We start from the raw sequence: 20,537 nt of genomic DNA, 5'->3' as shown, positions 1-20,537 counted from the left end.
AACCCTGATGGCGGGGCCTGTCGGCAGGCCCCGCCGCGCATTGAACAGTAGGCAGCCATGAACAAGTCCAAAGGACGCAAGATAGCCGTAGGCACCACCCTGGCCCTGGTGGCCTGCGCGGTGCTGTACGCCGTGGGCGGGCCGCAGAAGCCACCCACCTATATCACCGCCCAGGTGCAGCGCAACGACATCGAGAACGCCGTGCTGGCCACCGGGGTACTGGAAGGCATCAAGCAGGTGGACGTGGGCGCCCAGGTCTCGGGGCAACTGAAATCGTTGAAAATCAAGTTGGGTGACAAGGTCAGGAAGGGCCAGTGGCTGGCCGAGATCGACCCGCTGGTGCTGCGCAACACCCTGCGCCAGGCCGAGGTCGACGAAGAAAAATTGCAGGCCGAGCGCATGTCCACCAAGGTGCAGATGGACCAGGCCAAGCGCCTGTTCGAGCGCTACAAGGACCTGCAGGCCGACGAGTCGATCTCGCGCCAGGACTACGACAACGCCCAATCCGACTACGAGGTGCAGCAGGCCAACCTGCGCTCCCTGGACGCGCAGATCAAGAGCGCCCAGGTGCAGATCGACACCGCCAAGGTCAACCTGGGCTACACCCGCATCATCGCGCCCATCGACGGTGACGTGGTGGGCATCGTCACCCAGGAAGGCCAGACGGTCATCGCCAACCAACTGGCGCCGGTGCTGCTCAAGTTGGCTGACCTGGACACCATGACCATCAAGGCCCAGGTCTCCGAGGCCGACGTGATTCATATCAGCCCCGGGCAACCGGTGTACTTCACCATCCTGGGCGAAGACAAGCGCTACTACGCCACCCTGCGCGGCACCGAGCCGGCGCCGCAGAACTACCTGGACACCGACGCCACCGGTAGCAAGACCCAGCAAGACAAGGCCGTGTTCTACAACGCGCTGTTCGAGGTGCCCAACCCCGACCATCGCCTGCGCATCGCCATGACCGCCCAGGTCCGCATCGTGCTGGGTACGGCCCAGCAGGCCTTGACGGTGCCGGTGGCCGCCCTGGGCCCGCGCAATGCCGACGGCAGCTACGGCGTGCAAGTGGTGGACAGCAAGGGGTTCGCCCAGGCGCGTACCGTGCACACCGGCATCAACAACAATGTGCAGGTGCAGATCACCCAAGGCCTGGCCGAAGGTGACAAGGTGGTGATCGGCGAACTGGCCACGGCCACGGCGGGGAACTAGGCATGAACCTCAAAGTAGACCTGCAGGCCCTGCACGAGGCCAGCGTCGATGCCAGCCTGCCCTTGCTGCGGCTCAAGGGCGTGAGCCGCAGCTTCATGGCCGGTGACCGCGAGTTCCTGGCCTTGCGGCACATCGACCTGGAGATCCACCCCGGCGAACTGGTGGCGATCATCGGTGCGTCGGGGTCGGGCAAATCGACCTTGATGAACATCCTCGGTTGCCTGGATCACGCCAGCAGTGGCAGTTACCAGGTGCAGGGCCAGGAAACCCGTGACTTGGACGATGAAGCCCTGGCGGCGTTGCGGCGCGACCATTTCGGTTTCATCTTCCAGCGCTACCACCTGTTGCCGCACCTGGACGCGGTGCATAACGTGGAGATTCCGGCTGTGTACGCCGGCACTTCGCCCAGCCAACGCCATGAGCGTGCCGAGCAGTTGCTGACACGCCTCGGGCTGGCTGGCCACCTTGAGCACCGCCCCAGCCAGATGTCCGGCGGCCAGCAGCAACGGGTGAGTATCGCCCGGGCGCTGATGAACGGCGGCCAGGTGATCCTCGCCGACGAGCCTACCGGCGCCCTGGACACCACCAGCGGCAAGGAGGTGATGAACATCCTGCTGGAGCTGCACGCCGCCGGCCATACGGTGATCCTGGTGACCCACGACCCCAAGGTGGCGGCCCATGCCGAGCGCATCATCGAGGTCAGCGACGGGCAGATCATCGCCGACCGCCGCACGCCGCCCAGCACGACGCCGGCGCTGGAAGCCCAGGGGGAAACGCACGCCAGGGCCATGCCGCGGCGGCTGGTGGCGGGGCTGGGGCTGTTTCGCGAGGCCTTCAACATGGCCTGGATCGCCTTGGTGTCGCACCGCATGCGCACCTTGCTGACCATGCTCGGCATCGTCATCGGCATCACCTCGGTGGTGTCCATCTCGGCCATCGGCGAAGGTGCCAAGCGCTATGTGCTGAAGGATATCCAGGCCATCGGCAGCAACACCATCGACGTGTATGCCGGCGCTACGTTTGGCGACAGCCGGGCCAAGTCCATCGAAACGCTGGTGCTGGCCGATGTCACCGCCCTCAATCAGCTCTACTACATTGACAGCGCCACCCCGGTGATCGGCCAAAGCACCCTGGTGCGCTACCGCAACATCGACATCGATGCCCAGCTCAACGGGGTCAGCAACCGTTATTTCCAGGTGCGCAACATCCGCATGGCCGCCGGCATCACCTTCAGCGAAGACGACGCCCGACGCCAGGCCCAGGTGGTGGTGATCGACCACAACACCGCCCAGCGCCTGTTTGGCAATGGCACCGACCCGCTGGGCCAGGTGATCCTGATCGGCAACCTGCCGTGCACGGTGATCGGCGTGGCGGCTGACAACAAGAACCTGTTCGTGGCCAACAAGAGCCTGAACATCTGGGTGCCTTATGAAACGGCCGCGGGCCGCGTGCTGGGCCAGCGGCATCTGGACAGCATCAGCGTGCGCATCAAGGATGGGATGCCCAGCAAGATGGTGGACGAGCAGGTCAACAAACTGATGTTGCAGCGCCACGGCACCAAGGACTTCTTCACCAATAACCTGGACAGCGTGATGCAGACCGTGCAGAAAACCAGCCGCTCGCTGACCCTGCTGCTGTCGCTGATCGCGGTAATCTCCCTGGTGGTGGGGGGCATCGGGGTGATGAACATCATGCTGGTGTCGGTCACCGAGCGCACGCGCGAAATTGGCATCCGCATGGCGGTGGGCGCGCGCCAGTCCGATATCCGCCAGCAATTTCTGGTGGAGGCGGTGATGGTGTGCCTGATGGGGGGCGTGGTCGGGATAGCCTTGTCCTATGGCATCGGCTATTTGTTCACCCTGTTCGTCAAACAGTGGGAAATGGTGTTCTCGCCGGCCTCCATCGTGACCGCCTTCGCCTGCTCGACCCTGATCGGGGTCCTGTTCGGCTTCGTCCCGGCCCGCAATGCGGCACGGTTGGACCCTATCGAAGCATTGGCGCGCGATTGAGGCTGGCGGTTTAGCAGTGGCCTGCGGTGGGGCGGGTGTTGCGTGGTGTTCGGGACGCGGCCAGGTCCGCTGTGACGGGCTCGCGTAATGTACTGTTGATCCATCCAGTGGTTGGCGTTATTCTGCAAGGAGAACACTTGTACTCCACCACTGGCAACCTTACGCTCATGACCGACGACCTCATGAATTTCCCCGACCCGGCGCCGTTTCCTTCGCCACTGGAGCTGCTGGAGCACCAGTGCCTGCTGTTGAGCAACGAGCTGGATGAAACCAACGCCGAGCTGCGCGCGTGCCGCCAACGCATCGCGGCGCTGGTGACCATGCACGGCAGCGACAGCAACGAAATTGCGCGATTGCGCCGCGAGCTGGCCGGCCGGGCCGGGGCGCAACCCTAGCGGGCTGTCGCGGCACTGCACGGCGGGGCGAAGCCTGGGAAACAAGTGACGAGGAGGCTGCACTCAGGGGCAGGACGTTGGCTCGTCGGCCTCGTTGAAGTAGCAGTATTTGCCGCGCTCGGGGCTGTAGTGGAAGCTGTCGCCCACCGGGCCGCTGGCACGGTCACGCAGGGCTTGGGCCAGGCGCTCGCAGGAGGGCGTGCCGTTGTTGTCGCGAAACAACGAGGTCTGTTCCTGATTGCAGCGCTTGCGCAGGTCGGCGGTGAGAGCGGCCGTACGCGCTTCATAATCGCGCTGTATGCGGGCGATGTGGTCGCACGAGGGCGTGCCGTTATTGTCCCGAAACAGCGAAGTCTTTTCCTTTTCGCACTTGAGGTTCAATTCGTCCATCCTGGTCAACGGCGCGCCGCTGGCCAGGCTACAGGCCAACAAGGCGGCGACCATTGCTGCATACTTCATGGTAGTGCTCCCTTCACATGAATAATCGCCACCGGAAACCCGCCCCTGCGGGCCGACCACACGACCCAGAACGTCGCCAGCAACAGCATCAGCACCGCCGGCGCGAAGGTCGTGGTGCCGAAGCGGTCCAGCAACACCCCGCCGACGATGCCGCCGCCTGCGATCGCCAGGTTCCAGGCCGTGACGAGCATGGCCTGGGCCACATCCATGGCGTCACCGGCCGCCTTGGCCAGGGCGGTCTGGAACAGGGTGGCGGCGCCACCGAACGCCAGCCCCCAGCACGCCACTGCGGCGTACACCGCCACGGGCTGGGTACCAGCGAGGCCAATCAACAACGCGGCCAGGGCAAACAGCAGGGTGCTGACCAGGGTCAGTCGGCGCAGGTGGCGGTCGATCAGCGCGCCAACGACCCAGATACTCAGCACCGACGTCACACCAAACACCAGCAGCACCCATTCAGTATGCTCGGCCAGGTGCGCGGTGGCCAGGAAGGGTGCGATGTAGGTGTACAGGATGTTGTGAGCCAGCACGAACGTCAGCACCACGAACAGCACCGAACGTACCCCTGGCAGGCTGAATACCTGGCGGATGGTCTGGCGTTTGCCACCGGGCAGCCCGGCGAAGTCCGGCAGGCCCAGGCGTACCCAGGCCATCAAGACCAGCGTCAATACGCTGATCAGGCCAAAGCACAGGCGCCATCCCAGTATGTTGCCCAGCAGCGTGCCCGCCGGAACCCCCAGCGACAACGCCAAGGGTGTGCCAACCATGGCTACGGCAATGGCCCGGCCTTGTTGTTCATGGGGCACCATGCGTGCCGCGTAGCCCACGATCAGCGCCCAGAGCAGACCCGCCGAGATGCCAGCTATCAGCCGCGCTACCAGTGTCAGGGTGTAGCTGCTGGAGCACGCCGTCACTGTATTGGCCACGGCAAAACCGGCGATCGCCGCCATCAGCAGCGGCCGACGCCGCATACCCTGGGTTGCGGTAGCCAGGGGAATGGCCGCCAGCATCGAGCCAAGCGCGTAGGCGGTAATCAATTGGCCGAGCCAGGTAGGCGCCACGTGCATGCCGGCGGCCATCTGGGGCAACAAACCGGCGGGCAGGGCTTCGGTGAGAATGGTGATGAAGCCGGCCATGGCCAGGGCCAGCAAGGCACCCAGCGGTAAGGGGCGAGCAGGCGGGGCAGGTGAAGGGCGCGCAGTCATGGGGAACATCCAGGTTCAGGAGAATGCCGCACACGGTAGAAAGTTCCAGGCCTGAGACAAAGTAGGGTAGTGTTCCGTGCTTTACGGACTGTTTGTTCCGCAATGGAGGAGTGCCATGGATCGCCTCGGCAATTTCGCCGTCTTCGTACAGGTGGCTGAAACCCGCAGCTTCGTCGCGACCGGCCGCCTGCTGGGAATATCCGCGTCAGCGGTGGGCAAGAGTATCAGCCGGCTGGAGCAGAGCCTGGGCGCACGCCTGTTTCACCGTAGCACCCGCAGCGTGGCGCTAACGGTCGAAGGCGCGATGTTCCTGGAACGCTGCCGGCGCATTCTTGCCGAGTTCGACAGTGCCGAACAGGAACTCGCCCAGGCGTCGGCTGCGCCCCGGGGCCGGTTGCGCGTGAGCCTGCCCATGGTCAGCCCATTGATGCTGCCGGTACTGGCACAATTCATGGTGGCCTACCCCGACATCGAGCTGGACCTGGACTTCAGTGACCGCCTGGTGGACGTCATCGATGAAGGCTTCGATGCCGTGATTCGCACGGGCGAGCCCGGCGACTCGCGGCTTTCCGCGCGCCGGTTGGGCGTGTTCCGGCTGTTGCTGGTGGCGTCCCCTGCGTACCTGGCGCAGCGGGGTACCCCCAGGGTGCCCACGGACCTGCTCAGGCACGCGTGCCTGCACTACCGCTTCCCCAGCAGCGGCAAGCTGGAAGCTTGGGTGTTGCGCCGTGAAGAGGGCGAAGCGGAATTGCAACTGCCCGTGGCGATGATCTGCAACAACATCGAAACGCGCGTGTGCTTTGCGTTGCGTGGGCTAGGCATTGCCTATCTACCGGATTTCGCTATTCGCGAGGAGCTGGCGGCTGGCACTTTGCAGCCCGTTTTGCAGGAATATGTAGTACATACCAACGTGTTCCATGTGCTGTGGCCGGGCAGTCCTCATGCTTCGCCGAAGGTGCGCGCACTGGTGGACTTCCTGTGCGCGCACGTTTTCCCGCCACCCTCCACCCCCTTGTAGCAGCGGACCTGGCCGCGTCACGGGCACTGCGTTGCATCAGGCGTACCGCAAACACCGTGGACGCGGCCAGGTCCGCTGCTACAGCGCGCCTTACCAGCGGCCGTAGCCCCGGTCATACCCGCGGTGGTAGCCGGCGTCGTAGTAGCGCGGTGGCGGTGGTGGCGCGTAGCGGCGGTATTCGTACGCCACCGGCTGGTAATACACGGGGCGCGGAGCCGGTTGGTAGTAGTGAGGATGATGGTGTTCGTGGCCGCCGCTGATGACAGTGGCCAGTACTGCGCCCACCGCGGCTCCGGCGATGACAGGCACGATCACGTCGCGCTGGTCGGCGGAGGCGGTGCCGGCGGCGATCAGGCAGCCGGACAGGATCAGGGCTTTGGTCATCTTCGAAATCATGGTGTCTCCTTTGGCGAAAAGTGTGGGTTCGCCATGGACACATGAAACACCAGATCCGTGTAAACGCAGGTCTAGGGTGGGTAAAGGTTCGGTAAAGCCTCAGTCCAGGTCCGCCGCCTGATGGCGTTCCGGTACCTGCGAGGCTTCATCCCCCCAGGTGCGGTTCACCCGCGTGCCACGCACCACCGCCGGGCGTTGGGCGATGGCCTGGGCCCAGCGCTGTACATGGGTGTAGTCCTGCACGCTGAGGAACTCGGCCGCCGAATACAGCTTGCCCAGCGCCAGTTGCCCGTACCACGACCACACTGCGATGTCAGCGATGCTGTAGTCGTCGCCGGCCAGGTACTGGCTCTGCGCCAGGCGCTGGTCGAGTACATCCAGTTGGCGCTTGGCTTCCATGGTGAAGCGGTTGATCGGGTATTCCATCTTTTCCGGCGCGTAGGCATAGAAGTGCCCGAAACCGCCGCCCAGGTAGGGCGCGGCGCCCATCTGCCAGAACAACCAGTTGAGGGTTTCGGTGCGGGTGGCGATGTCGCTGGCCAGGAAGGCGCTGAACTTTTCCGCCAGGTACAGCAGGATCGAACCGGACTCGAACACGCGCACCGCGGGGGCGACGCTACGGTCCAGCAGGGCCGGGATCTTGGAATTGGGGTTGATGTCGACGAAACCGCTGGAGAACTGATCGCCCTCGTTGATACGGATCAGCCAGGCGTCATAGTCGGCGCCGCTGTGTCCCAGGGCCAGCAGCTCTTCGAGCAGGATGGTGACCTTGATGCCGTTGGGCGTGGCCAGGGAATACAGCTGCAAAGGGTGTTTGCCGACCGGCAGTTCCTTGTCGTGGGTAGGGCCGGCGACAGGGCGGTTGATATTGGCGAATTGGCCACCCGACGGTGCTTCGTGGGTCCAGACCTTGGGTGGGACGTACGGGGTCTTGCTCATGGAATCAAACCTCCTGGTCAACGATGTTTCGCACCTTAACACGATGCACCGGTCATGGGCGGCGGCAAGGTAACGGCCAGGACTCAAGCCGTGCGTTTCGATGCCGATAGCAGTGCCACGAACCTGCCCCTTATCAAGCCTTTTTGAGACACGGTCCCCATGATGTTTAACAAGCGGTTGAAGCACGCGTTGTCCGTTGCCAATGAACAGTTGTCGTCGTTGCAGCAGGTCCAGGACAGCCTCGACACCGAGATGCTGGCACTGACCCTGGACCCCCAGGGCCGGATCCTCTACGCCAACCGCAATTTCGAGCAGGAAATGGGCTACCGCGCCGAGCAGGTGGTGGGTCGAGCGCTGGTCGACCTGGTACCGGCCCAGGCCACCGATTCCGAGCACTTCAAACGCATGAAGCGGGCGATCCAGAACGGCGCCCACTGGGCCGGGGCCCTGCAGCTGTGCCGGGGTGACAACGTCGAAGCGTGGCTGCGGGCCATTGTCCAGCCAGTGCGCGATAGCGCAGGCCGTGTGCAGCACTGCTCGGTGTTTGCCAATGACCTGACCCGCACGATCGTGACCTCCCGCGAACATCAGAACCTGATCGAGGCCTTGCAGCGTTCCACTGCAGTCATCGAATTCACCCTCGATGGCGTGGTGCTGGCGGCCAACGAGCGGTTCCTGGGGGCCATGGGCTATCGGCTCGATCAGGTCGTGGGCAAGCACCATCGCCTGTTCTGCGCCCCCGATGAATTCAACAGCCCGCAATACCAGGCCTTCTGGGACACCCTGCGCCGGGGCGAGTACGTGGCCAGCCGGTTCAAGCGCGTGGACAGCGCCGGCCGCACGGTATGGCTGGAGGCCTCGTACAACCCCATCACCGATGTGCACAACCGCTTGTACAAGGTGGTGAAGTTCGCCACGGTCATCACCGACCAGGTCAACCGTGAGCAGGCCGTGGCCGACGCCGCGGACATCGCCTACAGCACCTCCGAAGACACCGACGCGGCCGCCCGCCGGGGCAGCCGCGTGGTGCAGGAAACCGTGGACGTGATGCGGCAACTCGCGGCGCAGATGGAGAAGGCCGCCGAGGGTATCGCCGCCCTGGACAAGCAGTCGCAGGTCATCGGCACCATCATCAACAGCATCAGCAGCATTGCCGACCAGACCAACCTGCTGGCCTTGAACGCAGCCATCGAGGCTGCCCGCGCGGGCGAGCAGGGGCGGGGTTTCGCGGTAGTGGCTGATGAAGTGCGGCAACTGGCCTCGCGTACCAGCCAGGCGACCGAGGAGATCGTGGCGGTGGTATCGCGCAACCAGACGCTGGCCGAGGAGGCCGTGCAGGTCATCGAGCAGGGCAAACGCCAGGCCGAACAGGGGTTGGACCTGGCGGCGCAGTCCGGGGCGGTGATCGCCGAGATTCAGGAAGGCGCGCAGAAAGTAGTGGATGCGGTGGGGCAGTTCAGCAACCAGTTGAGCCATTGATCTCGGCGGCGCATGCTCTTCGAACGGTGCCCGGCCCCTCTGGCGACCACGCGCACCGTGTGGGACCGGGCGAAGCTCGGGAAAAGAGCACCGCCGAGCTGGCGACTACAGGCTGTCCAGCTTGCGCCGCTCCTGGGCCAGGTCCTGCGCACTCAACGGCACATAGCCTTCGGCACCCGCGGTTTGCCTCCGCACCAAGGCCTGGCCTTCATCGCTCAACGCCGCCGCCAGGTAGGCCTTGATAAACGGCTCCAGGCGCTGGCCCGGCGCCGCATTGACGAACAGGTGCAGGTACGACGATAGCGGGTACGCCCCGGCGGCCACGTCTTCCAGCGCAGGCCCCCGTGCCGCCTCGCCAGGCTTGGCGGCCAGGGGCACGATGCGCAGCCCAGGCGCCAGTGTGCCGCTGTTGGCCCAGCCGACCAGCCCGATACCGTGACTATCGGTGGCCACGGCCTTGAGCACTGCGCCCACGCTGTCCAGCGGTTCATAATGGGGGCTGAACGGTTTGCCGCCAAAGCGATCCATGCGCTGGTTGGTGGCAAAACCACCCTCGTCGCGCAGGCCGTAGACGTGGATGCGCCGCCAGGCCCAATCACCTTTCAGGCCCAACTGCCCCCACGTATTGATATCGCCCCCTGGCTGGCCAGCGGTGACCACCTTGGCCAACTGGTTCAGGTCCAGGCTTGCCAGCGGGTTGTCCGGGTGCACGTACACCGCGGGCGGGGTCTTGCCATTGGGGCGTGGCCCATACCCCGAATAACCGATGCGGATGTCCAGGGGGGTACGCTTGAACACCTGCTCGAAGCCGTGCAGGTCACCCAGCCAGGGCTCGCGCGACAATGGCGCGATGGCGGTGGCGCCGGCCGTCAGGGCAGGCAGGCCCACCGACGAGCCCTGGGCGGTGACGGCAAAGCGAAAGGCGGGATGCTGGCGCACGAACAGCGCGTTGAGCTGTTCGATCAGTGGCTGCATGCCGTCGTTGCCGATGATGGCGATGGCGCCGTCGGCGGTCAGATAACTGGCGTGCGCGGGCGGTGTCAGGCTGTCGGCCTGGGCCCAGGTCATGGGCAGGCACAGGCCCAGCCAAGCCATGGATTTGAGCAGGGGTATCATCGTGGGGCAACCTCGTCGAGTTTGGTCAGTTCCGCCCGGGCCTGGGCAGCGCTGAGGGGGAAGTAGCCCTGGGGCTGGCTGGCGATGATCTGCTGGCCCTGGCGCGACAGGACGAAGCGCAGGTACTCGCGTACCACCGGATCGACGGCTTTGCCAGGCTCGCGGCGCAGGTACAGGTACAGGAACCGCCCATAGGGGTAGCGACCTTCGCGGACTTCAGCCTCGGTACCGGTGGTCACGGCCCCGTGCTCGTCCACCAGCGGCAGCGCCTTGATATGGGCGTCGCTCAGGCCGATGGCCGCCACCGCCAGGCCGGCCGGGTCGGCGGCCAGGCGCGCAAGAATCGCCTCGGTGTTGCCGTAGGCCTCGTAGCCCGGTGTCAGGGGGCGGCCCTGCAGGTGGTTGGCCTGCAGGTAGGTGCCGAAACCAGTGAACTCCGGTGTGCCGTAGGGGTGTATGCGCCGCTCCCGCCAGTCGCCGCCCAGGCCCAATTGGCCCCAGGTGGACAGGTCGCCGTCCGGGTTGCCGACGGTCAATGCGCGGCTGACCTGCGCAGCGCTGACCTGGGCCAGCGGGTTGGCGCGGTTGACGTACACCGCCAGTGACGTGGCCAGGTGGTGGGAGGTGTCGTTGGCCGCCAGGGCAATGCGGATCTCCAGGGGCGCGGTACCGACGATCTTGCTGTAGGCCTTGACCTCCAGTGGGTTGATCTCGCGGCCCATCGCACCGAATAGCGTCACCCCGTGGGTGAGCAGCGGCACGGCGCTGGTGGTGCCTTGGGATTCGTCCTGAAAATGCCAACCGGGGTGGCTTTCGACCAGGGCGGCATTGAAGCGCTCGACGATGTAGCGCACGTGCTCGGCGCCACCGATGCGAATGGCGCCCTCGGGCGTCAGGTACGGTGCGCCGGGCGCCGGTTGCACCGCTTGCGGGGTGTACGCCTGCAGTTGCGGATCAAGGCTGGCGGCCGAGGCCTGGCCGGTGAGCATCGCCGCGGCCAGGCTCAGTGCCTGTGTGAAGGAAGGGGTCATGATCGGTCCTTGGGGTCAGAAGGCCAGGGTGGCCTTGGCAATCACCTGGCGCGGCTCGCCGATGACAATGGCCGGGGAGCCAAGCCCGCTGCTGGAGACGTAATAGGTCTCGTCGAACAGGTTCTTGACGTTCAGCTGCAAGGTCAGGTCTTTCTGGTCAAGCTTCATCCTGTAGGCCACGAACGCGTCGGCGACTTTCGCTGAAGGCAGCCAGTATTCGGTACCGGTGCCGTCGTTGGCGCCCCATTTGCTCATGTAGCGGCCGCCGAAGCCGGCGCGCAGGTCGCCGATACCGACGTGGCCGAAGTCGCGGGTCAGGTACAGCGCGGCGGTGTTCTTCGACACGCCGTCCAGGGGCGTGCCCTGCAGGATGGGGTCCTTGGTCCATTCGGTGTCGGTGTAGGCGTAACTGCCGGTCAGGCTCCAGAATTCGTTGAGCTGGCCGCTGACGTCCAGTTCCACACCCCGCGACCGCGCTTCACCGCCCAGCCGCGTGCAGGTTTCGGTGCCGCAGGTAGCGCTGGTCTGCACATTCTTCTTGGTGATGGTGAACGCCGCCAGGCTGGCGGTGAGGTAGTCGTTCTGGAATTTGCTGCCGATCTCGTAGGCGCGGCCTTCTTCCGGCGCCAGGTCGCCGATGACGGTGGCGATGGACGTGTTGGGGCGGAACGACTCGGTGTAGCTGCCATACACCGACCAGTCGGGCCGGATCATGTACACCAGGCCCAGGCGTGGCACCGCCTTGCTGCGGTCGACATCGGCGCCCACCACGAAGGGGCGGCCCTTGCCGGTGTATTCGGAGAACGACTCGTAGCGCAGGCCGGCCTGCAGTATCCATTGGTCGTTCAGGTGAATGGCGTCCTGCAGGAACAAGGCGTGGGTGTGCAGCAGGTCGGTCTGGTCGCTGTTGGCGGCGCTGACGCGGCTGGGCACCGGCACTTGCCCGTACACGGGGTCGTTGTAGTTGAAGGTGGTGTCATTGACGTTGCGGATCAGGTCACCCAGGGTGCGGTCGTTGTGCATGTAGTCCACGCCCACCAGCACTTCGTGGCGCATGCCGGCGAATGCCAGGTTGCCCAGGGCGCTGACGGTGGCGGTATGCGCCACTTGCAGGGCATCGCGGGTGGCATCGCCGCGGCGCGTCACCTGGCCGGTGGTGAAGTTGGCCGAGATGTAGCGCGACTGGTGGTCGTTGTAGTAGTTGCGGCTGTAGCCGTAGCCGGCCTTGAGGGTCCAGTCGTCGTTGAGGCGGTGCTCGGCGGTCAGGTTGAAGGCGTCGGAACGGCCAGTGGTGATGTTGAAATGTTCATCCAGACGGCGGTTGCGCGGAATGTCCAGGACCTTGCCGGTGGTGGTGTTGATCTGTGTGCCACGGTCGAAGGGCACTGAATACTCCATGTGTTCGTAGGCCGCGGTCAGGGTGGTGTCGTCACCGAACCAGCTCAGCGACGGTGCCACCACTTCCTGGTCGGTGCTGCCGAAGTTGCGCCAGTAGTCGTACTGCTGTTTGTCGTAGATCAGGCGGTAGGCCAGGTTGGTGTCGCCCACAGGGCCGGTGGTATCGAACTGGCCGCCACCACCGCCGTAGCTTGTGCCCCAGCCGGAAACCGAGGTGGCCTGGGTCATTTGCGGTTTCTTGGTGACCACGTTGATCACGCCGCCCGGGTCCTGCACGCCGTAGAGCATGGAGGCGGGGCCCTTGAGCACTTCGACGCGCTCGGTGGTGGGGGTGAAGTTGCGCGCCTGCACCGATTGCATGCCATCGCGCATGATCGAGTTGTCGCGGTTGGTACCAAAGCCACGCTTGATGATCGCGTCCTGGGTGCCCCCCAGGGTGTTGCCTTGCTTGACGCCGCTGACCGCATTGATGGCTTCGTCCAGGCTCTGGGGCGCGCGGTCTTCGATCACCCGGTGAGTGACCACGTTGACGGAGGCGGGCACTTCGATCAGCGGGGTTTCGGTGCGGGTGGCCACGGTGGAGGCCACGGCCTGGTAGCTGGTCTGGCTTTTCTCGGTGGTGGTGGGGGTGGTGCTGTCGATGGTCGTGGCGCCAAGCTCCACGCTGTCAGCCGCCCACAGCGGCTGCGCCAGGCTGAGCATCAGCACGCCGCTGGCACAGGCGCTGCGGTAGCGCGGGTGGGTGGGGAGGAATAAGATGTTCGCCGAGTGCCTGGAGGTCATGCCGATGCTCTGTGCTGAGTGAAGTGAATGCGAATAGGATTGCCTTTCATTCACTACACGGACGCCGAGCCAAAACACCTCACACGAAAATGAACATTATTTTCATTGAGGCGTAGGTACACCCCAACTGCTGGTATTGTCACCGTTAGCGGCGACACCGTCGTAGCAGCGGACCCGGCCGCGTCGGCGGTGCGCTACTGCGCGTCATGCCCACCACCCACGCTCGGGCACACCGAGCCCTTCGGCAACAGGGGACACTCATGCACCTCTACACCCTGCAATACCGCTTCAACGGCGAGCCCCGGACCCACGCGCTGGAACTGCAGCAGCCCGAATTGCTGCCCCACGAAGCCGCGATGCACCTGTTGCAGTTGCATTTTGGCGATGCGGAAAACAGCCTGTTCATGCCCACGGCGGATGCAACACCCGGGCAGGTCCTGGAACAGGCCGAAACCGCAGGGCTGACCCAGATAAGCGTCACGCCCGCCTGAGCGACGGCTCACTTGGCAAAGGCATACTCCCCACCTTGCTCCACCGCCTTGCGATAGGCCGGCCGCGCCTGGAACCGTTGCACCCAGGCGGCCAGGTTCGGGTAGGCCGGCAACTTGCCCTGGGCCTTGGCGACTTCGCCGATGAAGCTCATCTGGATGTCGGCGCCGCTGAGTTCGTCACCCACCAGGTAGGGCGTCAGGCCCAGGGCCTGGTCAAGGTAACCCAGGTAGTTGGCCACCTCGGCTTCGATGCGCGGGTGCAGCGGCGCGCCGGCTTCGCCCAGGCGGCCCACGTACAGGTTGAGCATCAGCGGCAGCATGGCCGAGCCTTCGGCGAAGTGCAGCCATTGCACGTACTCGTCGTAGGTGGCAGTGGCCGGGTCCGGTTGCAGCCGGCCCTCCCCGTGACGGCGGATCAGGTAGTCGACGATGGCGCCTGATTCGATCAGCACATGGGGGCCGTCCTCGATCACCGGCGACTTGCCCAGCGGGTTGATGGCCTTGAGTGCCGGCGGCGCGAGGTTGGTGTGCGGGTCGCGCTGGTAGCGCTTGACTTCATAGGGCACACCCAGCTCTTCCAGCAGCCAGAGAATACGGTGTGAGCGCGAGTTGTTGAGGTGGTGGACGGTGATCATGGAAACTCCGCGGGCGGGTGGGGTGTTCAGAACAGACCGCTGGGCTGGCATGAAGTGCCTTGCCCTGTGAGACCGAGCGCTATTGCTCGTACCGGTGCTGAATGCGTTCCAGCTCGCCAGAGCGGCGCAATTGCTCCAGGGCACGGGACCAGGCGGCGACCAGCCGGTCGTCCGCGTCACGGCTGAACGCGATGTACAGCGATGAGCGATAGAGCTCCACCGGTACCTGGCGCAAGGTGCCCGGGGGAATGCCCAGTTGGCGGCTGTAGTAGGCGACGCCTGCCGCGGTGTCGCCGACGATGATAGCGGTGCGCCCGGCCAGCAGCATGCGGTACAGCTGCTGGTTTTCGGCAGCACTCTTGTCGATGTTGGTAAACCCCTGGGCTTGCAGCGTTTGCGGAATCAGCCCAGCCTGGCGGGTGGTAATCTGCGGGGCGCGCAGCAACTGCTCGCGGGTGTTGATCGCCGGCACCGCGTGGGCCAACTGGTAGGGGTAGATGGACTCCACGGCGATCGGCCCTACCCATTTGTACAAGGGGTCGCGTTCGGCGGTGCGGAACATCGAGTACATGATGGTCCTGGGGCGGGTCTTCAGTGCGTAGGTGCTGCGCATGCTGGGCAACAACAGCATCGGGAAGTCGTCCCCGGTGAGCGCCATGATCGCCCTGACGATCTCGGTGGTCATGCCAGTAAGCTGGTTGTTCTCCACATAGTTGTAAGGCGCCCACTCTTCGGTCACGACCTGATACGGTGCCGTGGCGGCCACTACGGCGCAAGGGCTGAGCAACAGGCAGAGCAATGCTGCCAGTGAGGTCGAATAGTTCACATGTCCTGCCTGATAAGCGTGCACCGTCACTATAGACCGTCTTCAGGCCGCGTCAGAAGCCCAGCGTGGTGCTGAGCACCAGTTGGCGCGGGTCACCCACCGAGACGAAGTACTGGCTGACGCTGGACGGGTAGTAGTGACGGTCGAACAGGTTGTTGACGTTCAACTGCAGGTGCAGGTCATGGCCGCCCAGCTGTGTGTCGTAGCGAGCGAAGGCATCGGTGACCGTGTAGGCCGGCAATCGAAAGCTGTTGGAAGGGTCGCCGGCACGCTCGCCCACATAGCGCGGGCCGCCGCCGACGCGCAGGCGGTCGCCGCCCAGCAGGCTGCCCAGGTCATGGGTCAGGTACAGCGAACCGCTCTGGCGTGGCACGTTTTGCAGCGGCTTGCCCGCCAGCTCAGGGTCGCGGGTGACCCAGGCGTGGGTGTAGGCATAGGCGGCCATCCACTGCCAGCCTTCGGCCATCTGGCCGCTGGCCTCCAGTTCCAGGCCGCGGGAGCGCACGGCGCCGGCGTTGCGGCTGACCGGCAGGTTGTCGACCGTCTCGCTGACCAGCACGTTGCGCTTGCGGATGTCGTACAGCGCGATACTGACCGACAGGCCGTCAGGCTCCTCGTATTTGAGCCCGGTCTCCCAGGCCTTCGCCTGTTCCGGGAGAATGCTGGCGTCGATGATCTGTTCGCTGGCGGCGTTGAGCGGGGCGATGCTGGAGTTGGGCTTGAACGATTCGCTGTAACTGCCGTACCACGACCAGTTCGGTGCGAACCGGTAGACCAGCCCGGCGCTGGGCACCCAGGCCTCACCGTTGATGTCCGTGTTGGCGTGGAAGGGCCGACCACGGCCGGCGTACTGGTCGTACACCAGAAAACGCGCGCCGAGGGTGGCGATCCACTGCTCGTTGAGGTGAAGAGTATCGCGTAGGTAAAAGGCGCTGGTGCGCAGGCGGTCCAACTGGTCGCTGGCAGTGGCCGACGCAAGGGTGGGCGCCACCTCCTGGCCGTACACCGGGTTTATGTAACTGAACGTGGTCAGGCTGGCCTGGCGCAACAGGTCGCCACGAAAATACAGCCGGTGCTCCTCGCTCATGCCCACCAGCACTTCATGCTCCAACCCCCACCACCGGCGGCTGCCGGACAGTTCCAGTTCACCTTGCTGAGCGCGGCTGACCGAGCCCAGGGTGCCGTCCATGCTGCGGGTGAGGGTACCCTTGGCGGGGGCCACGGCGGTGATTCGCACCTGGTACGCGTCGTAGGTTTCTGCGTTGTAGCTGTAGGCGCCGTGCAAGGTCCAGCCGTTGTCCAGCAGGTGCTTGATGCTCAGGCGCGCCAGTTCGGAGCGGCCGGTCATGTCGTTGAACGGCTCGTCCAGGCGCCGCGTGTACGGAATGTCCAGCGGGTGGCCGGTCGCCGGGTTGATGGCCGTGCCGCGGTCGAACGGGGTGACGAAACGCCGATGCTCGTAGCTCAGTTGCACCTCGCTCTGTTCGCCGTACCAGGCCAGAGAGGGCGCCACCAGGGTTTCGCGGTGCACGCCGAAGTTGCGCCAGTAATCTTCATCCTGATGGTCGAGGATCAGCCGGTAGGCCAGGCCGCGGTCGCCCAGCGGTCCGGTGCTGTCCAGGGTGACCGCGCTGCCGTCGCGGCCATGGGCGAAGCTGGATGCCTTGGACTGCAGTTCAGTATGGGCACTGAGCTGCGGGGTCTTGGTCACCACGTTGATGACCCCGCCTGGGTCCTGGATGCCGTAGAGCAGGGCAGTGGGACCCTTGAGCACTTCGACGCTGTCGGCGGTGGCGTTGAAGTTGCGGCCCTGCACGACCGGCATGCCATCGCGCAGGATCGAGCCGTCGCGGTTGTCGCCGAAACCGCGCTTGATCAGGGTGTCCTGAGTGCTGCCCAGGGTGTTGCCCTGGGTCAGGCCGCTGACATTGCGCAGGGCGTCGTCCAGGTTGCGCGGTTGCTGGTCGCGCAGCACCGCGTTGTTGACCCGGCTGATGGACTGCGGCTGTTCCAGCCATGGCGCGGCGCTGTGATTGATGTGGCTGACAGGATCGGGCTGGTAGTGGGGACCGCGCTCGCCATCGATGTTCAGGGGTTGCAGGACAATACGATCGTCGCTGCCGGTCAGCGTTGCCAGCACCAGCGTGGTAGGGCTGGTGCGACGAAAGCCCAGTGGGGTGCCGACCAACAGACGCCCCAGGGCCTGTTCCACGGTGAACTGCCCAGCGACAGCCGGGGCCTGGACCTGATAGGGCAGGTCCTCGGCGTAGACGATATTCTGCCCCGTCTGGCGGCTGAGGGCGGCCAGGGCGTCGGGCAGCGGCTGGGCTTTGAGCGCAATGGCGTAGCGGGGCACGGCAGCCACGGCGGCGTCGGCCACGGCCAACGGGGGGAGTGCCAGGGGGCCGCTCAAGGCTGCTGCCAGCAAGGAGAGTCGCAACCGGCAGCGCATCGGGCGTGGGCTCGGGTCAATTCAATGGGATGCGAATATATCTCATTTGCTTTACCGTCGCACCCTTTTAACGAATCACCACCGTGCCGCCGGGCAGCACGTGCTGCGAATAGCCCAGCAGGCCCTGGAACGCCGCGAGCATGGCCGCGGGGTCGTTGCTGGCGAAATCGCCGCTGACCGTGCGTGCGCCCAGTTCGTCATTGAGCAGCAGGATGCGTGCCGGGTAGTAGCGCTGCACCACGGCCAGGGCGTCGGCCAGTGGCTGACGGCGGAAGCTGACCTGCCCCTGGCGCCAGCCGAAGGCCTGCTGCGGGTTGATGCTTTGCAGCGGGCCGACCTGGCCCTGGCGGTAGTCGACCCGCTGCGCGGCGGTGAGCACCACGGGTGCCGGCGCGCCCGTGGGCTGCACCGCGACCTTGCCTTCTTCCACGCTGACCTGGGTAGCCGCGGCTTCGCGGCGCACTTCGAAATGGGTGCCCAACACCCGGACTTCGCCGTCGCCGGCATGCACCACGAACGGCTGGCCGTTGTGGCTGACATGGAAATACGCCGCGCCGCGCCGCAGGTGCACAGTGCGGCCGCTGGCGGTCAGCGACACGTCGAGCGCGCTGTTGCCGTCCAGTTGCACTTCGCTGCCGTCTGCCAGGGTAATGTCGCGCAGTTGTCCCGGCGCACTGTGATAATCGGCCTGCAGGTCGTCCACCCAGCGTTCCGGCTGCCACAGCAGCGCCAGCACGGCGGCCAGCGCCACGGTGGCGGCCATGGCCAGCGTCACCACACCGCGCCGGACCTGGCGCGCCGGGCCACGAGCGCGGCTGAGCAAGGCCTGCAAGGCGGCACCGTCTTCCTGTGCCAGGCGAGTGGCGCCGGGGCCGGTCAGTTGCCACAGGCGGCGGGCGCTGGCATAGGCGTCGGCGTGGGCCGGGTCCTGTTCCAGCCAGCGCCGCAGGTCAGCCTGTTCGAGGGCCGGCAGGCGTTTCTCGTCCAGTAGCAGGTTGTCAGGCTCGGCGGCCAGGCGGGTCACCCACAGCAAGGCGATGTCTTCGCGAGCGCGGTGGGCAGGAGGGCTGACCAGGTTCATTTCGGGGCCTTCACGGGGGGCGCGTCGACGCTGCTCTTGCAGGCTTGCAAGGCGCGCATCATATGTTTTTCCACCGCGCTGGCAGAGATGTCCAGCGCGCGGGCGATGTCAGTGTAGCTCTGGCCATGAATGCGGTTGAGCAGGAACACATGGCGGGTGCGCTCGGGCAAGGCGCGCAGGGCTGCCTCTACCTGTTGCAATTCATGGTTGGCCTGGTGGCCGTCCTCCAGGGCCGTGGGCGCACCAACCATCTGCTCGGGCAATAGCGCCGATTCGGTGCGCAGGCGGCTGCGCTGGCTGCGGATATGGTCGATGGCCAGGTTGCGTGCGCTGCGCATCATGTACTGGCCCAGGTCCTGAACCTGCACGTCCTTGCGCCGCCACAGGCGGATGAACAGTTCCTGGCACAGGTCTGCGGCGGTGGCACGGCACGCCACCCAGCGGCTCAACTGCTTTTCCACGCGCCCCTGCTGTTGCAGGAATACCTGCAGCATGTCAGAGGCCCCGGAGGTTTCATCCGGCTCGGGAAGGGTGGGTTTGGGCATGGGCGGTGGGTTGTCGGGGAAAACGCGCATGATAAGCGCTTGCAACGGTGGATGCCATGGGAAACCGGTGGGGTTCATGCTCGGGGCATGAACCCAGGGCCCCTCGAAAGGTTCATGGCCCGCGCCAGTGGGGTTAGTTGAAATGTGCCTGGAACTGCGCCAGGGCGTCGGGCTTGACCAACTGGTAAGGCACCCAAATAGTGGGCTGCACCGGTTTGCCTTCGATCATGGCCAGGGCAGCGTCCAGGGCGGCGTCCGCCTGGGCCTTGGGGTCCTGGAACACGGTGGCGCTCAACTGCCCGCGCTGGATGGCCATCAGGCCGTCGGGCAAACCGTCCACGCCGACGATGGGCAGGTTGCCCTTGCCGGCCTGCTGCAGCGCCATGGCCGCGCCGATGGCCATTTCGTCATTGTTGGCGACAATGGCGTCCACCGGCGTGCCGGCCAGCACCCAGTTGCTGGTCAGGTCCATGGCCTTGCTGCGCTCCCAGTTACCGCTCTGTTCGGCCACTACCTTGATGCCGGGAAAGTCCTTGAGCACCTCTTTCACGCCCTCGGTGCGCCCATGGGTCGCGTTCTGGGTCAGTTCGCCGAGGAGGATGGCCAGGTTGCCTTTGCCGCCCATTTTCTCGGCCAGGTAGCGCATCTGCAACCGCCCGGCCTCGATGTCATTGGACGCCACCGCCACCACGCCTTCGGGCAGCGTGGCCTGATCCGGGCGGCGGTTGACGTACACCAGGGGTATGTGCGCCGCGACGGTGGCGCGGGTCAGGTTGTCGGTGGCGGCCGTGTCCACCGGCAGCACGATGACGGCGTCGACCTTCTGGCTCACGAAGGCCTGCACCTGGTCGAGCTGGCGCACCACATCGCCCTGGGCGTCCTGCACCTCCACCTGTATGTGGTTGCGTTGGGCGGCGGCCTGCAGGCCATTGCGCACGTAGGTCATGAAGTTATCGTCGACCCGGGCGATGCTGACGCCGATGCGGTAATCGGCCAGGGCCCAGGAACTGAACAGCAGCAGCGTTGAAGCAACCAGCAGTGAAAGCGAGCGCATGAGGGTGGTCCTTCTT

Annotated in this window: 19 protein-coding genes and 1 pseudogene; 7 read left to right on the top strand and 13 right to left on the bottom strand. The window is 65.3% G+C overall.

The window, feature by feature from the left end; translation table 11 throughout:
- The first annotated feature begins 57 nt into the window (after positions 1–57).
- From macA to HWQ56_RS15065, 3 genes are all read left to right on the top strand, one after another.
- A complete protein-coding gene (gene macA, locus HWQ56_RS15075) occupies positions 58–1,209 on the top strand; it encodes a macrolide transporter subunit MacA (RefSeq protein ID WP_176571018.1) in 1,152 nt (383 codons plus the stop codon).
- Between the two features lie 2 nt (positions 1,210–1,211).
- Positions 1,212–3,218: a MacB family efflux pump subunit gene (locus tag HWQ56_RS15070; protein ID WP_176571017.1), complete on the top strand. Its 2,007-nt coding sequence runs from the start codon at positions 1,212–1,214 to the stop codon at positions 3,216–3,218.
- Positions 3,219–3,355: 137 nt separating this feature from the next.
- A complete protein-coding gene (locus tag HWQ56_RS15065) occupies positions 3,356–3,613 on the top strand; it encodes a hypothetical protein (protein WP_158154053.1) in 258 nt (85 codons plus the stop codon).
- A gap of 63 nt (positions 3,614–3,676) precedes the next feature.
- Here the strand turns inward: HWQ56_RS15065 and HWQ56_RS15060 are convergent, their stop codons facing one another.
- On the bottom strand, positions 3,677–4,072 hold the full coding sequence (locus HWQ56_RS15060; RefSeq protein WP_158154054.1) for a hypothetical protein: 396 nt from the start codon (positions 4,070–4,072) through the stop codon (positions 3,677–3,679).
- A complete protein-coding gene (locus HWQ56_RS15055; RefSeq protein ID WP_176571016.1) occupies positions 4,069–5,277 on the bottom strand; it encodes an MFS transporter in 1,209 nt (402 codons plus the stop codon). The genes HWQ56_RS15060 and HWQ56_RS15055 overlap by 4 nt, the downstream gene beginning before the upstream one ends.
- A 115-nt stretch (positions 5,278–5,392) precedes the next feature.
- On the opposite strand from HWQ56_RS15055, the gene HWQ56_RS15050 reads away from it, so the two are divergent.
- Positions 5,393–6,295, top strand: coding sequence for a LysR family transcriptional regulator (locus tag HWQ56_RS15050; RefSeq protein WP_176571015.1), 903 nt, complete (start codon positions 5,393–5,395; stop codon positions 6,293–6,295).
- Between the two features lie 90 nt (positions 6,296–6,385).
- Here the strand turns inward: HWQ56_RS15050 and HWQ56_RS15045 are convergent, their stop codons facing one another.
- Positions 6,386–6,691 carry a hypothetical protein gene (locus HWQ56_RS15045; protein WP_176571014.1) on the bottom strand — a complete coding sequence of 102 codons (306 nt, stop codon included), beginning with the start codon at positions 6,689–6,691 and terminating at the stop codon, positions 6,386–6,388.
- Between the two features lie 99 nt (positions 6,692–6,790).
- Positions 6,791–7,630, bottom strand: a complete 840-nt coding sequence (gene yghU, locus HWQ56_RS15040; protein WP_176571013.1) for a glutathione-dependent disulfide-bond oxidoreductase — start codon at positions 7,628–7,630, stop codon at positions 6,791–6,793.
- Positions 7,631–7,789: 159 nt separating this feature from the next.
- Here yghU and HWQ56_RS29450 point away from each other — a divergent pair.
- Both HWQ56_RS29450 and HWQ56_RS29445 read left to right on the top strand, forming a co-directional pair.
- Positions 7,790–8,521, top strand: a pseudogene (locus HWQ56_RS29450) (PAS domain-containing protein); the annotation flags it as partial.
- Complete coding sequence (locus tag HWQ56_RS29445; protein ID WP_425331966.1) at positions 8,510–9,109, top strand: methyl-accepting chemotaxis protein; 600 nt, start codon at positions 8,510–8,512, stop codon at positions 9,107–9,109. The pseudogene HWQ56_RS29450 and the gene HWQ56_RS29445, both read left to right, overlap by 12 nt.
- A 105-nt stretch (positions 9,110–9,214) precedes the next feature.
- On the opposite strand, the gene HWQ56_RS15030 is transcribed toward HWQ56_RS29445, so the two are convergent.
- The 3 genes from HWQ56_RS15030 to HWQ56_RS15020 are packed head-to-tail and all read right to left on the bottom strand — an operon-like array spanning position 9,215 to position 13,356.
- Positions 9,215–10,225 (bottom strand): PstS family phosphate ABC transporter substrate-binding protein, encoded by a 1,011-nt coding sequence (locus tag HWQ56_RS15030; protein WP_176571012.1) that lies wholly within the window; start codon positions 10,223–10,225, stop codon positions 9,215–9,217.
- Positions 10,222–11,256 carry a PstS family phosphate ABC transporter substrate-binding protein gene (locus HWQ56_RS15025; protein ID WP_176571011.1) on the bottom strand — a complete coding sequence of 345 codons (1,035 nt, stop codon included), beginning with the start codon at positions 11,254–11,256 and terminating at the stop codon, positions 10,222–10,224. The genes HWQ56_RS15030 and HWQ56_RS15025 overlap by 4 nt, the downstream gene beginning before the upstream one ends.
- 15 nt (positions 11,257–11,271) lie before the next feature.
- The gene (locus tag HWQ56_RS15020) at positions 11,272–13,356 is read right to left on the bottom strand and encodes a TonB-dependent siderophore receptor (protein ID WP_176572410.1); all 2,085 of its coding nucleotides are present in this window, start codon (positions 13,354–13,356) and stop codon (positions 11,272–11,274) included.
- 341 nt (positions 13,357–13,697) lie between these two features.
- Here HWQ56_RS15020 and HWQ56_RS15015 point away from each other — a divergent pair, with 341 nt between their 5' ends.
- Positions 13,698–13,928, top strand: coding sequence for a hypothetical protein (locus HWQ56_RS15015; RefSeq protein WP_158154061.1), 231 nt, complete (start codon positions 13,698–13,700; stop codon positions 13,926–13,928).
- A gap of 8 nt (positions 13,929–13,936) precedes the next feature.
- Here HWQ56_RS15015 and HWQ56_RS15010 read toward each other — a convergent pair whose 3' ends face one another.
- From HWQ56_RS15010 to HWQ56_RS14985, 6 genes are all read right to left on the bottom strand, one after another.
- Complete coding sequence (locus tag HWQ56_RS15010; protein ID WP_176571010.1) at positions 13,937–14,563, bottom strand: glutathione S-transferase family protein; 627 nt, start codon at positions 14,561–14,563, stop codon at positions 13,937–13,939.
- A 79-nt stretch (positions 14,564–14,642) separates the two neighbouring features.
- The gene (locus HWQ56_RS15005; protein WP_176571009.1) at positions 14,643–15,389 is read right to left on the bottom strand and encodes a substrate-binding periplasmic protein; all 747 of its coding nucleotides are present in this window, start codon (positions 15,387–15,389) and stop codon (positions 14,643–14,645) included.
- Between the two features lie 52 nt (positions 15,390–15,441).
- Positions 15,442–17,841 (bottom strand): TonB-dependent siderophore receptor, encoded by a 2,400-nt coding sequence (locus HWQ56_RS15000; RefSeq protein ID WP_176571008.1) that lies wholly within the window; start codon positions 17,839–17,841, stop codon positions 15,442–15,444.
- Positions 17,842–17,908: 67 nt separating this feature from the next.
- The gene (locus tag HWQ56_RS14995) at positions 17,909–18,922 is read right to left on the bottom strand and encodes a FecR family protein (RefSeq protein WP_176571007.1); all 1,014 of its coding nucleotides are present in this window, start codon (positions 18,920–18,922) and stop codon (positions 17,909–17,911) included.
- Positions 18,919–19,497, bottom strand: a complete 579-nt coding sequence (locus HWQ56_RS14990) for an RNA polymerase sigma factor (protein ID WP_176571006.1) — start codon at positions 19,495–19,497, stop codon at positions 18,919–18,921. The genes HWQ56_RS14995 and HWQ56_RS14990 overlap by 4 nt, the downstream gene beginning before the upstream one ends.
- A 103-nt stretch (positions 19,498–19,600) precedes the next feature.
- Positions 19,601–20,521: a substrate-binding domain-containing protein gene (locus tag HWQ56_RS14985; RefSeq protein ID WP_158158282.1), complete on the bottom strand. Its 921-nt coding sequence runs from the start codon at positions 20,519–20,521 to the stop codon at positions 19,601–19,603.
- Between the last annotated feature and the right edge of the window lie 16 nt (positions 20,522–20,537).

The sequence above is a fragment of the Pseudomonas eucalypticola genome, from assembly GCF_013374995.1.
In the GTDB taxonomy this organism is placed as follows: Bacteria; Pseudomonadota; Gammaproteobacteria; order Pseudomonadales; family Pseudomonadaceae; genus Aquipseudomonas; species Aquipseudomonas eucalypticola.
The sequence above is the reverse complement of the archived record's forward strand: the minus strand, read 5'-3'. Positions and strand labels throughout refer to the sequence as shown.

Coding starts and splice junctions, on each gene's coding strand:
- macA (WP_176571018.1), top strand. CDS start 58: ATGAACAAGTCCAAAGGACGCAAGATAGCCGTAGGCACCACCCTGGCC.
- HWQ56_RS15030 (WP_176571012.1), bottom strand. CDS start 10,225: ATGATACCCCTGCTCAAATCCATGGCTTGGCTGGGCCTGTGCCTGCCC.
- HWQ56_RS15015 (WP_158154061.1), top strand. CDS start 13,698: ATGCACCTCTACACCCTGCAATACCGCTTCAACGGCGAGCCCCGGACC.
- HWQ56_RS15025 (WP_176571011.1), bottom strand. CDS start 11,256: ATGACCCCTTCCTTCACACAGGCACTGAGCCTGGCCGCGGCGATGCTC.
- HWQ56_RS14985 (WP_158158282.1), bottom strand. CDS start 20,521: ATGCGCTCGCTTTCACTGCTGGTTGCTTCAACGCTGCTGCTGTTCAGT.
- HWQ56_RS15020 (WP_176572410.1), bottom strand. CDS start 13,356: ATGCTCAGCCTGGCGCAGCCGCTGTGGGCGGCTGACAGCGTGGAGCTT.
- HWQ56_RS15000 (WP_176571008.1), bottom strand. CDS start 17,841: ATGCGCTGCCGGTTGCGACTCTCCTTGCTGGCAGCAGCCTTGAGCGGC.
- HWQ56_RS15060 (WP_158154054.1), bottom strand. CDS start 4,072: ATGAAGTATGCAGCAATGGTCGCCGCCTTGTTGGCCTGTAGCCTGGCC.
- HWQ56_RS14995 (WP_176571007.1), bottom strand. CDS start 18,922: ATGAACCTGGTCAGCCCTCCTGCCCACCGCGCTCGCGAAGACATCGCC.
- HWQ56_RS15010 (WP_176571010.1), bottom strand. CDS start 14,563: ATGATCACCGTCCACCACCTCAACAACTCGCGCTCACACCGTATTCTC.
- HWQ56_RS15045 (WP_176571014.1), bottom strand. CDS start 6,691: ATGATTTCGAAGATGACCAAAGCCCTGATCCTGTCCGGCTGCCTGATC.
- HWQ56_RS15070 (WP_176571017.1), top strand. CDS start 1,212: ATGAACCTCAAAGTAGACCTGCAGGCCCTGCACGAGGCCAGCGTCGAT.
- HWQ56_RS15050 (WP_176571015.1), top strand. CDS start 5,393: ATGGATCGCCTCGGCAATTTCGCCGTCTTCGTACAGGTGGCTGAAACC.
- yghU (WP_176571013.1), bottom strand. CDS start 7,630: ATGAGCAAGACCCCGTACGTCCCACCCAAGGTCTGGACCCACGAAGCA.
- HWQ56_RS15055 (WP_176571016.1), bottom strand. CDS start 5,277: ATGACTGCGCGCCCTTCACCTGCCCCGCCTGCTCGCCCCTTACCGCTG.
- HWQ56_RS14990 (WP_176571006.1), bottom strand. CDS start 19,497: ATGCGCGTTTTCCCCGACAACCCACCGCCCATGCCCAAACCCACCCTT.